This is a genomic window from Bradyrhizobium sp. B120 (genome assembly GCF_049075665.1).
GTDB lineage: Bacteria > Pseudomonadota > Alphaproteobacteria > Rhizobiales > Xanthobacteraceae > Bradyrhizobium.
In genome coordinates, this window is the sequence record NZ_CP185242.1 from 2,921,175 (window position 1) to 2,934,182 (window position 13,008).

The window sequence follows — 13,008 nt, forward strand, 5'->3', positions numbered from 1 at the left end:
AACCCGTCGCGGGGCCCGGACGGATCGGCTGATCCGTTCAGGTTCCGGTCCGTCGCAGATCCTCGGCGGCGTCGCTGCGCAGGTTGCGGAAGAACTGCTCGACCTCGCGCGACAGCGTCTCGGCGGTTGCGGTCAGATCGTTCGATGCCGCGAGCACCGATTCCGCCGCCTTGCTGGTCTGGTCCATGTCGTCGCGGAGCGAGCCGACATTCGTCACCAGGGTTTCGTTGCCCTGGGCGGCCATCTGCGCGTTGGCGGAGATTTCGCGCGTGGCTGCATCCTGCTGGCCGATCGCGCTTGCGATGTTGGCGGTAACGTTGCTGATCTCGCGCACCGCCTGGCCGATCTCGCGCACGGCGGCCACCGAGTTGCGGGTCGAGGCCTGGATCAGGCCGACATTTTCGCTGATCTCGGCGGTTGCCTTGGCGGTCTGCCCAGCCAGCGCCTTGACCTCGTGCGCGACGACCGCGAAGCCGCGGCCGGCATCGCCGGCGCGGGCGGCTTCGATGGTGGCGTTAAGCGCGAGCAGGTTGGTCTGCTCGGCGATCGCCTGGATCAGGTTCAGCACGCCGTCGATGCGCTGCGTGGTGGCGGCAAGGCTCTCGATCTCGGTGATCGACCGGTCGGTGCGCGCACCTGCCTGATCGACCGCGCCGGAGGACTGCTTGACCTGGCGGCCGATCTCCTCGACCGAGGCGGAGAGCTCTTCGGCGGCGCTTGCCACCGCAGACACGTTGCTCGAGGCCTGTTCGGTCGCGCCTGCCGCCGCAACGGTCCGGCCGCTGGCGTCCGCCGCGACGGTTGCGATGGTCTGCGCAGTTTGCCGCATCGTGGCAGCGTTGTCGTGCACCGCGCGGAGCACTTCACCGATCGTGCCGCGGAACGTCTCGACGAAGCTCTCGACATGCCGGCCGCGGGCGTCGCGGGCCTCCGAGTCCTGCACGACTTGCGCGTTCAGGCTGCGATTGCGGTCCATCGCCTCCTGGAAGACCTTGATGGCGCGTGCCAGTGCGCCGATTTCATCGCTGCGCCCGACGTGCGGCACGTCGACATGGTCGGCGCCCTCGGCGACGTGCTTGATGGTCGTTGTGATCTGCGACAGTGGCCGCGCCACCGAGCGGGCGATGATCAGCACGCCGAGCACCACCACGATCAGGGCCGCCGCGCCGAGCCCGGTCAGCAGCAGCGCCAGCTCGCGGTTGGTGTCGGTCTGCTGCGCCAGCTTCTTGCTGCGCTCTGCATAGACCTTGGACAGCGCCTCGAGGTCCTTGTTCAGTGCGGTGCGCACGTCGCGGTTGGCATCGTTGTCGCCCCACTCGCGCCCGGCGGCGGCGCCGATTTCGATGCCGCGGCGGACCAGCTCTTTCCGGAATTCGATGAATTGCTCGATGCGTTTCTTGAACACCGCGAACTGCGCGGCGTCGTCGGCCTGCACCAAGGTCTCCCAGTTCCTCACCACGCCGAGGATGCGGTCGTTGAACGCCAGCAGCCCGTCGCCGTATTTCTTCACCGCCGGAGGTTCGGTCGACATGTAGATGCCGCGGGATTCCATCACCACCGCGTAAACCAGCGAGTTGACCCGCTCGACATTGAGCGCGGCGCGGCTTGCAAGGTCGACGGCCGCGGTCAGCTCGGCATTGCGCCGCGCGTTGTAGTCGGACAGGACGGTGATGGCCGCGGTCAGCGCCGCAATCAGCGCAAACGTCGAGTACAGCCTGGCAGCAAGCGAGAATCGGGATGCCATTGGAGGCCGGGATGTGGAGATGGGGGATGTGACGGGGGACGGCATTGAGGGCACTCCAAGAGGCCGGGGAGTACCTTCGGCCAATTAAAGCTTATGCAAAATCTTCATGGACAATTTCTTAACGCGTGCGTTCTATGTCGCCGCAACCGTTAAAATCTCTAAATAATACCAATGTCTTATGAGGTGCTGCGAGGCGACCTGGTGCCGGCGGCTTGCCGCCGTGTTGAATGACGGACCGCCATCATCATCATTCATCAACATTCCCCGGCGCACCAGGCGAAGCTGATGGCACGACTTTCGCAAAGAGGTGCTAGGTTACGCCGTCCCCAGCCTCGACGCGAATCCCCATGCTCTATCGTCACACCATCGACGCCACCAGCTATGCATTCGACGATCTGCGCATCCTGCTTGCCAAGGCCTCGCCGCCGCGGTCCGGCGACCGCCTGGCCGGCATCGCGGCCGACAGCGCTGCGGAGATGATCGCCGCGCGGCTCGCGCTTGCCAACGTTCCGCTCAAGCAATTCCTCGATGAGCCGGTCATCCCCTATGAGGACGACGAAGTCACCCGCCTGATCCTCGACAGCCACGACGTTGCCGGCTTCCTGCCGGTGTCGTCGCTCACCGTCGGCGGCTTCCGCGACTGGCTGCTGTCGGATGCCGCCACTGGAGACGCGATCAACCGGATCTCGCGCGGCATCACGCCGGAGATGGTGGCGGCGGTGTCGAAGCTGATGCGCAACCAGGATCTGATCCTGGTCGCGAAGAAATGCGAGGTGACGACCCGCTTCCGCAACACCATCGGCTTGCGCGGGCGAATGAGCACGCGGCTGCAGCCGAACCATCCGTTCGACGATGCCGGGGGCATCACCGCCTCGATCCTCGACGGGCTGCTGCTCGGATCGGGCGATGCCTGCATCGGCATCAATCCGGCGAGCGACGATCCGAACGTCATCGGCACCCTGCTGCGGCTGCTGGACGACGTCATCACGCGGCTCGGGATTCCGACGCAGGGCTGCGTGCTGACCCATGTCACGACCACGCTCGGCCTGATCGGGCAGGGGCTGCCGGTCGATCTCGTGTTCCAGTCGATCGCCGGCACCGAGGCGGCCAACCGCAGTTTCGGCGTCGACCTCTCGTTGCTCCGGGAGGCACGGGAAGCCGGGCTGTCGCTCCGCCGCGGCACGGTCGGCGACAATGTCATGTATTTCGAGACCGGGCAGGGCTCGGCACTGTCGGCCAACGCCCATCACCAGGTCGACCAGCAGACCTGCGAGGCGCGGGCCTATGCGGTGGCGCGGGCGTTCGATCCGCTGCTCGTCAACAGCGTGGTCGGCTTCATCGGTCCGGAATACCTCTATGACGGCAAGGAAATCATCCGCGCCGGGCTCGAGGATCATTTCTGCGGCAAGCTGCTCGGCCTGCCGCTCGGGATCGACGTCTGCTACACCAACCACGCCGAGGCCGATCAGGACGACATGGACAATCTCCTGACGCTGCTTGCGGCCGCCGGCGTGAACTTCATCATGGGCGTGCCGGGCGCCGATGACGTGATGCTGAACTATCAGTCGACATCGTTTCACGATGCGCTGTACATCCGCGACCTGTTCGGTGTGAGGCGGGCGCCCGAATTCGACGACTGGCTGGCGCGCGTCGGCCTTGCCGGGCAGGATTTCCGCCTCGTTGCCGATGCGGGGCAGCTGCCCGACCTCGCCGCCAGGCTGTTGACCTGACGGGATAGCGAAATTCTGCAGAGCAACTATCTCACCGTTGTGACGTTGGTAAGCGCCACAATGTTGAAGAATTTCTGGCCCAGCGTTCCACGCTATGGTTAGATTTGCGGGTGCTTCGGGGTCGTTTGATGAGAGCTGAGGGCATAAAGACAGCACGGCGTATCCTCTGCGTCTTTCCGCGCTATACGTCGTCCTTTGGGACCTTCGAGCACTCCTATCCCCTGACCGACGGCGTCAAGGCGTTCATGCCGCCGCAGGGCCTGCTGCTGATCGCCGCATACCTCCCCGAGAACTGGCCGGTCCGCTTCGTCGACGAGAATCTGCGTCCGGCCACAGCGGAGGATTTCGAGTGGGCGGAAGCCGTGTTCGTCAGCGGTATGCACATCCAGCGCCAGCAGATGAACGATATCTGCCACCGTGCGCATGACCACAACCTGGTGGTCGCGATCGGCGGCCCATCGGTCAGCGCCTGTCCGGACTACTATCCCTCATTCGACTACCTTCATGTCGGCGAGCTCGGCGATGCGACCAATGAGCTGATCAAGCGTCTGGAGCAGGACACCGGTCGCCCCGACGAGCAGGTGGTGCTGAAGACCACCGACCGCCTGCCGATGACGGAATTCCCGCTGCCGGCCTATGAGCTCGCCGAAACCAAGAAGTACTTCCTCGGCAGCATCCAGTTCTCCTCGGGCTGCCCCTATCAGTGCGAGTTCTGCGACATCCCCGGGCTCTATGGCCGCAATCCGCGGCTCAAGTCGCCGCAGCAGATCATCGCCGAGCTCGACAAGCTGCGCGCCTGCGGCGCGACCGACACCGTCTATTTCGTCGACGACAACTTCATCGGCAACCGCAAGGCGGCGAGCGATCTGCTGCCGCATTTGATCGAGTGGCAGAAGCGGACCGGGTATGTCACGCGGCTCGCCTGCGAGGCCACGCTCAACATCGCCAAGCGCCCCGAGATCCTGGAGAAGATGCGCGAGGCCTTCTTCGTGACGATCTTCGTCGGCATCGAGACGCCCGATCCCGACGCGCTGAAGGCCATGCACAAGGATCAGAACATGATGGTTCCGATCCTGGAGGGCGTGCGCACCATCAACTCCTTCGGCATGGAGGTCGTCTCCGGCATCATCATGGGGCTCGATACCGACAAGCCCCAGACCGCTGACGCCTTGCTCTCCTTTGTCGAGGAGTCCCGGATTCCGCTGCTGACCATCAACCTGCTGCAGGCGCTGCCGAAGACGCCGCTGTGGGATCGGCTCGAAAAGGCAGGACGGCTGATCCATGACGAGGGACGCGACTCCAATGTCGAGTTCCTGCTGCCCTACGAGGACGTGGTCAGTTCCTGGCGCAAATGCATGGAGATCGCCTACCAGCCCGAGAAGCTGTTCGAGCGCTATTTGCATCAATGCAACTACACCTATGCCAACCGCATCAAGGTGCCGGTCAGCCCGGAGATGAAGAGCTGGGCCAACATCCGGCGCGGCTTGATCATGCTGCGCAACATCTTCTGGAAGGTCGGCGTGCTCGGCGACTACAAGCGCGTGTTCTGGAAGTTTGCGCTTGGCCGGCTCAAGCGCGGCGACATCGAGGGGCTGATCTCGGCGACGCTGGTTGCGCATCATCTGATCACGTTTGCGCGCGCAGCCTCCAGCGGCCGGCAGAACGCCTCGAACTACTCGATCCGGCTGCGCGAGGCTTCCGTGCCCGCCGAATGACAGCATGACGACACCGCCGGCGCCATCGCCCCCGTCGCTTTCCGATCTGCGCGACCTCACGCCGGCGCGCGTCGGTCTCGGCCGGTTCGGGGCCAGCCTGCCGACCGATGCGCTGCTCTCGTTCACGCTCGACCACGCCCGCGCCCGCGACGCCGTTCACGCGGCCTTCGATGTCAGCGGCATTACGGCCGGCCTTGCCAGCCTTGGCATCACGCCGCACCAGGTGTCGAGCCAGGCGCCCGGCCGGCGCGACTATCTGCGCCGGCCCGATCTCGGACGCATGCTGGATTCCGCATCGCGACGGTCGCTGGAAGGGTACGGCATCACCGCATGCTCCTGCGCGATTGTGATCGGCGACGGCCTGTCGCCGACCGCGGTCAATGTGCACGCCGTCGAATTGATCCGGCATCTCGTGCCGCGGCTTGCCGCCGACAAGATCGACGCTGGTGCGGTGATCGTCGCGTCAGGCGCGCGCGTCGCGCTCGGTGACGAGATCGGCGCCATCGTCGGCGCGCGCATGCTGGTGATGCTGATCGGCGAACGGCCCGGCCTGTCCGCGCCCGACAGCCTCGGCGCCTATCTCACCTTCGCGCCGCGGATCGGCCTCACCGATGCCGACCGCAACTGCGTCTCCAACATCCACCGTGCCGGCCTGAGCTATCCGGAAGCCGCATTCAGGATCGCGTGGCTTGTGCGTGAGGGGCTGGCACGCCAGATCACCGGGGTCGCGTTGAAAGATGAAAGCGGCGGTGGATCGTCACAGAATGCGCTTCCAGGGTGTGACAAATCAGATACTTAATAGTGGGGATCAGCGGTTCCCCGCCGATTTGGTTCTACCCTCGCGCTTGCGAGCAAAGGTGCAGACAGGTAAAACACGCGCCGGTCAATATTCGCGTGTTTTCAAGGACTAGCGCCGATAAGCCGCGCTCACCCGCCTCATTCGCGCCCCTCGACCCAAGCTAGACAGATTGAGCCGTTTTCAGAACTGGACAGGGCATGCTCGAAAAGAACTCCGAAAGTCAGGTCCACGTCGAGAAGGTCGAAGAGCCGCGGTCGGGCCCCAGCATCGCGTTCGGGATCGAGCGTCTCGGCCTGATCCCGATGCGGGCGCCGATCCTGTCCTGCATCGTCCTCGTCCTGTTGTTGATCGGCGCGGTGTTCGGCGTCCACCGGATCAAGATCGACGACTCGCTGTCGCAGCTGTTCCGTTCCGAATCCAAGGACTACAAGCAATATGAGGCGGTGACCAAGCGCTTCCCGGCGACCGAGTTCGACGTCCTCGTCGTGGTCGAAGGCAAGACGCTGCTCGAACGCGACAATCTCGGCAAGCTCCGTGACATGGTCACAGACCTGCAACTCGTCGAGGGCGTGCGCGGCCTGGTGTCGCTGTTCTCGGCGCGCCAGGCGCCGGAGGCCGGCAAGCTGCCGGCGGCGCTGTTCCCGAATGAACTCCCCGAGGGCGCGGCCTACGACAAGTTCGTTGAGACCGTCAAAAGCAACGAGATCATCCGCGGCAAGCTGCTGTCGGAGGACGGCACGCTTGCGCTGGTCGTGCTGTCGCTCGAGCCGGAGGTGGTCGGCAGCAACAAGCTCAGCAAGGTGGTCGGCGACATCCGGAAGATCATGGCCGACGATCTCGGCGGCAGCGGGCTCAACGCCCAGCTGTCCGGCGTGCCGGTCATGCAGCTCGAGATCCGCAATGCGGTCGAGCGCGACGGCCTGACCTACAACATCCTCGGCATCCTCGCCGGCTGCGTCATCGCCATCATCTTCTTCCGCAAGATATCCTTCATGGTGGCGGCGGCGTTCCCGCCGATGATCGCGATCCTGCTCGCGCTCGGCGGCCTCGGCTGGGCCAATTTCAATCTCAACATGTTCCTCAACGTGATGACGCCGCTCATCATGGTGATCAGCTTCTCCGACTCGATGCAGCTGACATTCGCGGCGCGCGACCGGCTGATCGCGGGCCAGGACAAGTACACCGCGTTCAAGAACGCGGTGCTGGTGGTCGGCCCGGCCTGCGTGCTGACGCACGGCACGGCGGGGATTTCCTTCATCGCGCTGCAGTTCTCGGATTCCGACCTGATCCGCAAGTTCGGCGAGGCCGGGCTTGCGGCGACCATCATCGCGCTGGTCGCGGTGCTGTCGCTGGTGCCGGTGTTCGGCATCCTGCTGGTACGCAACGAGAAGGTCTTCGCGGTCAAGTTCCAGAGCGCCGATGCCGGCGTGCAGGCGCTGCGCAATTTCTGCTACTGGATCGCGGTGCGCATGGTCGGCCGTCCGGGGCTGTTCAGCCTGCTCGCGCTGATCGTCGTGGGCGGCCTCGGCGTCATCTACGCCAATCTCGAGCCGCGCTACCGGCTCGCCGACCAGGTGCCGGACAAGCGGCAGGCGGTGGAGGCGTCGAGCCGGCTCGACGCCAAGCTGACCGGCGCCAATCCGGTCGATGTGCTGATCGAATTTCCCAAGGGCCAATCGCTCTACTCGCCGGAGACGCTGAAGACGATCGCCGACGTTCATGCGATGGTCGAGGACAGCGCCGGTGTCGGCAACGTCTGGTCGCTGGAAACCCTGCGGCGTTGGCTCGCCGAGAAGGCCGGCAGCAACGATGTCGCGACGCTGAAGGAATATGTCAGCGTGATTCCCGAGCATCTCGTGCGCCGCTTCATCTCGAAGGATCAGGATGCGGTCGTGGTGTCGGGCCGCGTCCCGGATCTCGATTCGAGCCAGCTGCTTCCGGTGGTCAACAAGCTCGATCATTCGCTGGACAAGGTGCGCGCCGAGCATCCCGGCTATGAGATCGCCGTCACCGGCCTGTCGGTGATTGCCGCGCGCAACAGCGCCAACATGATCGAGAAGCTCAACCGCGGCCTCACCGTGGAGTTCGCGCTGGTCGCGATCTTCATCGGGCTCGCGTTCCGCTCGGTCGTGGTGATGTTCTCCTGCATCCTGCCCGGCATCTTCCCGGTGGTGCTGTCAGGCACGGTGCTATGGCTGCTCGGGGAGGGGCTGCAATTCGCCAGCGTGGTGGCGTTGACCGTGTCGTTCGGCCTCGGCCTCAGCGCCACCATCCACTTCCTCAATCGCCTGCGACTGGAGACCAAGCCCGGTGTCACGCCGGAGCTTGCGGTGGAGCGGGCCACGGTGCTGGTCGGCCCCGCGCTGATCCTGACCACGGTGGTGCTGGCCTGCGGCCTCGTCGTCACCGTGTTCTCCGACCTGCCGTCGCTGCGGCTGTTCGGCTGGCTCAGCGCGTTCTCGATGGTCGCGGCCCTGGTCGCGGACCTCTTCATCCTGCGGCCGACCTCGATGTTCCTGATCAACCTGTCGCAAAAACTCCGCGGCAAGGGCGGGCAACCGGCGCCGATCGAAAAGGCCTGATCGACGGGCAACAAAGACCTGCAACAAAAAGCCCGGTTCCGAAGCATTCGGAACCGGGCTTTTTTTGCTTGCCTGCCAAATCGGCCGGAGGCGTCAGGTCTTCGTCATCGTGATCGTGACGCCGCGGATCTCGCCCTTGGAGTCGATCTGCACCACCTGCTTGGAGCCGTTGGTCTGCAGGTTCAGGTTGGCGGCAAAGCCGGAGGCCTCGACGAACACGTCGATCCGCCCGCCGCTCGCCGTGCCCTGTAAATTGCCGAAGATATTGCGGCTGGCCTCGCTCCAGTTCCCGGAGATCCGGTCGCCCTGGCTGGTGACGTCGCTGGAGAGGTCGAACTTATAGCTGTCGCTGGCGCAATGCAGCGACTGCTTCAGGTTCATGCCCGATGGCGCGACCTTGTAATCCGCCTTGCAACGAATCCGTTCGGTCGTGCCGTTGGACAACGCCACCGTGCCCGTTCCGGTCCACGAGCCGGCAAAACCGGCAAACGGACCGCCGGCCTGGGCGTGGACTGCGGAGGCAGACAGCATCAGCGCGGCGCCGACGCCCACGGCTCTGAGGGCCTGACCATAAAGGCTGGAACCAAACAGTTTCATTGTGAATTTTCCCATCAAAATCAACGCCTCTTTCGCAAGAAAGCGTCTCGCCGCATCGAAGGTTTAGTGTCACCCAAGAATGTTAGGTTCAAACGACAGAAAGCGGCGTGCGCGAGCCTGTTGTCATCGAACAGAATCAGAAACCATTGGCCTCATGATGGCATCTAGCTTTGCGTGAGTGTGATCCGCAATACCCAAACGCGATAAAGTGATGGCATGAATCGTTATGTTAAATCAATGGCTTAAGCAGGGGTTTACAGCGCCGCAAATTTAGCCGCATTTAGCAGTGCTTGTCGTCAATCCGTTGCCGCGTTACGTGGCGTCTGCAATCCCCAAAATCCGTCCCGGCCATGCCGAAACGCGTTTCTGGAACAGATTTTCTGCTGTCGGAAATGAAGGAATACGATGCGTAAATTTCTCCTGGCTGTTGCCCTGTTGTCGATCCCGCTCTCGTCCAGCGCCTTCGCCCAGCAGCAAGGGCGCGGTACGCCCGATGAGCAGAAGGCCTGCACGCGCGACGTGCAGCGTCACTGCCGTTCCGTGATCGATCAGGGCGATTTCACCATTCTCGCCTGCCTGCAGCAGAACCGCAGCAAGATCAGCGCCGCCTGCGACCAGGTGCTGAAGACCCACGGCCAATAAGACCGAATTCAGGTCTCAAGGGACCGCTATCAATGCCGCGGCTGGCAGCCACGCCGGCCGCGGTCACATATGCTGGCGGTCACAGATAGCATTGGTTTTGGTGGCGTATTCCCCTATATGGGGCTCGCAAATCCCCCGCATGCGCCTGACCGTCCGCGCCTGCGTCGTGCCATGACCAGTGTAGCCCAAATTTCCCATGACCACCGCGAGCGACCTGCGATCCGGAAAGACCCACCGCGACGAGAATTTTCCGGTCGCGTCGTGGATCATTCATCCGCGGCATCGTGCCCTGATCCTGGCCTTCTATAATTTCGTCCGCACCGCCGACGATATCGCCGATCACGCCACGCTGCCGGCCGAGGAGAAGCTGCGCTATCTCGACCTCATGGAGGCCGAGCTGCTCGGCAATGGCGATAGCCAGAAGGAAGCGGTCAGCCTGCGCCGCGCCTTTGCCGAGCGCGGCATGCCGCCGCGCCACGCGCTCGACGTGCTGGTGGCGTTCCGCCTCGACGTCACCAAGCTGCGCTACGAAAACTGGGACGACGTGATCGACTATTGCCGTTACTCGGCGATGCCGGTCGGACGCTTCATGCTCGACGTGCATGGCGAGGATATTTCGACCTGGGCGGCGTCGGATGCGCTCTGTGCCGGCTTGCAGATCAACAACCATCTTCAGGACTGCGGCAAGGACTACCGGAACCTGAACCGCGTCTATCTGCCGCGCGATGCGCTGGCCGCTACGGGTGCGACCGTCGAGATGCTCGGCGAGGCGAAGTCGCAGCCGGCCCTGCTCAAATGCCTGCAGGCGCTGGCGTTGCGCACCGCGGCGCTGCTCGACCAGAGCAAGTCGCTCGCCGCCGAAGTGAAGGATTTCCGGCTCGGGCTCGAGATCTCGGTGATCCAGGCGTTCGCCGACAAGATCGTCAACATGCTGAAGGTGCGCGACCCGCTCAGCGAGCGCGTGCATCTGGGCCCGGTCGAATTGCTGCTGCAGAGCCTTGGCGGTGTCGCCGGCGAGACTGCGCGGCGCACGATCGGACGGCGTGCGGTCTCCAAGACGGCGGCAGGGGCATGAGTGCTGAGGCGGCGGCCAACGCAAATTACGGAAGCACCGCGTCGGGCAGCTCGTTCTATGCCGCGATGCGCATCCTGCCGCACGCGCAGCGCGAGGCGATGTTCCAGATCTACAGCTTCTGCCGGCAGGTCGACGACATCGCCGATTCCGACGGTCCGCGGCCCGAGCGCCTGGCCGCCTTGCAGCAGTGGCGCGAAGATATCGATGCGCTCTATGCGGGGCATCCGCCGGAGCGGCTGAGGGACTATGTCGCGTCGGTGAAGGCTTTCGGCCTGAAGCGCGAGGATTTCGTCGCGATCGTCGACGGCATGGAGATGGACGTGCCGCAGGACATCCGCGCGCCCGATCTTGCGACGCTCGACCTGTATTGCGATCGCGTCGCGAGCGCGGTCGGCCGGCTGTCGGTGCGCGTGTTCGGCCTGCCCGAGGAGGACGGCATCCAGCTCGCCTACCATCTCGGCCGCGCGCTCCAGCTCACCAACATCCTGCGCGACATCGACGAGGATGCCGGTCTCGGCCGGCTCTATCTGCCGCGCGAATGGCTCTGGCACGCCGGCATCACCAACAACGACCCGGCCCGCGTCACCGCCGACCGCGCGCTGCCGAAAGTCTGCGCGCCGCTTGCCGAGCGCGCCAAGATGCACTTCCAGAAGTCCGACGAGATCATGAAGCGCAATTCGCGCCGCGCCGTGCGCGCGCCGCGGATCATGTCGAAATACTACCGCGCGATCCTCGATCTCCTGATCGCGCGCGGCTTCGCCGCTCCGCGTGAGCCGGTGCGTGTGTCCAAGGCAGCCAAGATCGGCATTCTTCTTCGTTACGCGATCATCTGATGCAAAAGACCGTTCATATCATCGGTGCCGGTATTTCCGGCCTCTCCGCGGCCGTGCGGCTCGCCAATGGCGGCTACAAGGTTGCCGTCCACGAGGCGACGCAGCAGGCCGGCGGCCGCTGCCGCTCTTATTTCGACGCCGCCACCAATCTCACCATCGACAACGGCAACCATCTGCTGCTGTCGGGCAACCGCCACGCGCTGAGCTACGCACGTTCGATCGGCACCGAGGCCGGCCTCGTGGGACCTGCGCGCGCGCAGTTTCCGTTCGTCGATCTGGCCACCGGCCAGCGCTGGCAGCTCGATCTCGGCGATTCCCGTCTGCCGCTGTGGGTGTTCGACGAGGCGCGCCGCGTCCCGGACACCGGCCTGCGCGATTATCTCGCATTGGCGCCGCTGGCCTGGGCCAGCACCGAGGCGCTGGTCGGCAACACCATTCCCTGCAAGGGCACGCTGTATGACCGCCTGGTGCAGCCGCTGCTGCTCGCGGCATTGAACGTCGATCCGCCGGAGGGCTCGGCCGGGCTTGCCGGGGCCATCGTGCGCGAGACGCTGCTCGCCGGCGGGCAGGCCTGCCGTCCGCTGATCGCGCGGGACGGCCTGAGCTCGGTGCTGATCGAGCCGGCCGTGAAGCTGCTGCAGGAGCGGGGCCACAGCGTCCAGTTCAGTCACGAATTGCGTACGCTTGGCATGTCAGGTGATCGCATCGGTGAGCTCGACTTCGGCGGTGGCGACACGATCACGCTGGCGGCCGACGATGCCGTCGTGCTCGCGGTCCCGCCGCGCGCCGCCGCAACCCTGCTGCCCGGCCTGAAAACTCCAACCAAATTCCGCGCCATCGTGAACGCGCATTTCCGCGTCGATCCGCCGCGCGACGCTGCGCCCATTCTCGGCGTGGTCGGCGGCCTCGTGGAGTGGCTGTTCGCGTTCCCGCAGCGGCTGTCGGTGACGATCAGCAACGGCGACCGCCTGGTCGACATGCCGCGCGAGGAGCTCGCGCAGGCGATCTGGCGCGACATCTGCAAGGCATCCGGCGTTTCCGGCGACCTGCCGCCGTGGCAGATCGTGCGCGAGCGCCGCGCCACATTTGAGGCGACGCCGGAGCAGAACGCCCTGCGTCCGGGGCCCACGACAGCGCAAAAAAACCTGTTCCTTGCCGGCGACTGGACTGCTACCGGGTTGCCGGCAACCATCGAGGGGTCGGTGCGGTCGGGTGATCGCGCCGCAGATCTGGTTCTGGCCAGGCGTTAATTCGACCTGTTAAGCGGGCTGCGGCTTTCGATCAGCCGGTC

At 64.7% G+C, this 13,008-nt stretch carries 10 protein-coding genes; 8 read left to right on the forward strand and 2 right to left on the reverse strand.

Features of this window, described 5'->3' with window-relative positions; genetic code table 11:
- Nucleotides 1-37: 37 nt before the first annotated feature.
- On the reverse strand, nt 38-1,744 hold the full coding sequence (locus ACOIX3_RS13305) for a methyl-accepting chemotaxis protein (RefSeq protein ID WP_420970269.1): 1,707 nt from the start codon (nt 1,742-1,744) through the stop codon (nt 38-40).
- Between the two features lie 347 nt (nt 1,745-2,091).
- Between ACOIX3_RS13305 and ACOIX3_RS13310 the strand changes: the two genes are divergently transcribed.
- From ACOIX3_RS13310 to ACOIX3_RS13325, 4 genes are all read left to right on the forward strand, one after another.
- On the forward strand, nt 2,092-3,474 hold the full coding sequence (locus ACOIX3_RS13310) for an ethanolamine ammonia-lyase subunit EutB (protein ID WP_420970270.1): 1,383 nt from the start codon (nt 2,092-2,094) through the stop codon (nt 3,472-3,474).
- Nucleotides 3,475-3,602: 128 nt separating this feature from the next.
- Nucleotides 3,603-5,189: a B12-binding domain-containing radical SAM protein gene (locus ACOIX3_RS13315; RefSeq protein ID WP_420970271.1), complete on the forward strand. Its 1,587-nt coding sequence runs from the start codon at nt 3,603-3,605 to the stop codon at nt 5,187-5,189.
- A 4-nt stretch (nt 5,190-5,193) separates the two neighbouring features.
- Entirely contained in the window at nt 5,194-5,988 is a 795-nt protein-coding gene (gene eutC / locus ACOIX3_RS13320) for an ethanolamine ammonia-lyase subunit EutC (RefSeq protein WP_420970272.1), read from the forward strand.
- A 197-nt stretch (nt 5,989-6,185) separates the two neighbouring features.
- Nucleotides 6,186-8,570: an efflux RND transporter permease subunit gene (locus ACOIX3_RS13325; protein WP_420970273.1), complete on the forward strand. Its 2,385-nt coding sequence runs from the start codon at nt 6,186-6,188 to the stop codon at nt 8,568-8,570.
- 93 nt (nt 8,571-8,663) lie between these two features.
- On the opposite strand, the gene ACOIX3_RS13330 is transcribed toward ACOIX3_RS13325, so the two are convergent.
- A complete protein-coding gene (locus tag ACOIX3_RS13330; protein ID WP_420970274.1) occupies nt 8,664-9,167 on the reverse strand; it encodes a hypothetical protein in 504 nt (167 codons plus the stop codon).
- Nucleotides 9,168-9,572: 405 nt separating this feature from the next.
- On the opposite strand from ACOIX3_RS13330, the gene ACOIX3_RS13335 reads away from it, so the two are divergent.
- The 4 genes from ACOIX3_RS13335 to hpnE all read left to right on the forward strand — a co-directional run bounded on the left by ACOIX3_RS13335 (nt 9,573) and on the right by hpnE (nt 12,967).
- Nucleotides 9,573-9,809 carry a hypothetical protein gene (locus ACOIX3_RS13335; protein WP_420970275.1) on the forward strand — a complete coding sequence of 79 codons (237 nt, stop codon included), beginning with the start codon at nt 9,573-9,575 and terminating at the stop codon, nt 9,807-9,809.
- Nucleotides 9,810-10,005: 196 nt separating this feature from the next.
- Complete coding sequence (gene hpnC, locus ACOIX3_RS13340) at nt 10,006-10,884, forward strand: squalene synthase HpnC (RefSeq protein WP_420970276.1); 879 nt, start codon at nt 10,006-10,008, stop codon at nt 10,882-10,884.
- Nucleotides 10,881-11,717 (forward strand): presqualene diphosphate synthase HpnD, encoded by an 837-nt coding sequence (gene hpnD / locus ACOIX3_RS13345; RefSeq protein ID WP_092125113.1) that lies wholly within the window; start codon nt 10,881-10,883, stop codon nt 11,715-11,717. Before hpnC ends, hpnD begins: the two co-directional genes overlap by 4 nt.
- Nucleotides 11,717-12,967 carry a hydroxysqualene dehydroxylase HpnE gene (gene hpnE / locus ACOIX3_RS13350; RefSeq protein ID WP_420970277.1) on the forward strand — a complete coding sequence of 417 codons (1,251 nt, stop codon included), beginning with the start codon at nt 11,717-11,719 and terminating at the stop codon, nt 12,965-12,967. Before hpnD ends, hpnE begins: the two co-directional genes overlap by 1 nt.
- The last annotated feature ends 41 nt before the right edge of the window (nt 12,968-13,008 follow it).

Coding starts and splice junctions, on each gene's coding strand:
- ACOIX3_RS13305 (WP_420970269.1), bottom strand. CDS start 1,744: ATGGCATCCCGATTCTCGCTTGCTGCCAGGCTGTACTCGACGTTTGCG.
- ACOIX3_RS13310 (WP_420970270.1), top strand. CDS start 2,092: ATGCTCTATCGTCACACCATCGACGCCACCAGCTATGCATTCGACGAT.
- ACOIX3_RS13315 (WP_420970271.1), top strand. CDS start 3,603: ATGAGAGCTGAGGGCATAAAGACAGCACGGCGTATCCTCTGCGTCTTT.
- eutC (WP_420970272.1), top strand. CDS start 5,194: ATGACGACACCGCCGGCGCCATCGCCCCCGTCGCTTTCCGATCTGCGC.
- ACOIX3_RS13325 (WP_420970273.1), top strand. CDS start 6,186: ATGCTCGAAAAGAACTCCGAAAGTCAGGTCCACGTCGAGAAGGTCGAA.
- ACOIX3_RS13330 (WP_420970274.1), bottom strand. CDS start 9,167: ATGAAACTGTTTGGTTCCAGCCTTTATGGTCAGGCCCTCAGAGCCGTG.
- ACOIX3_RS13335 (WP_420970275.1), top strand. CDS start 9,573: ATGCGTAAATTTCTCCTGGCTGTTGCCCTGTTGTCGATCCCGCTCTCG.
- hpnC (WP_420970276.1), top strand. CDS start 10,006: ATGACCACCGCGAGCGACCTGCGATCCGGAAAGACCCACCGCGACGAG.
- hpnD (WP_092125113.1), top strand. CDS start 10,881: ATGAGTGCTGAGGCGGCGGCCAACGCAAATTACGGAAGCACCGCGTCG.
- hpnE (WP_420970277.1), top strand. CDS start 11,717: ATGCAAAAGACCGTTCATATCATCGGTGCCGGTATTTCCGGCCTCTCC.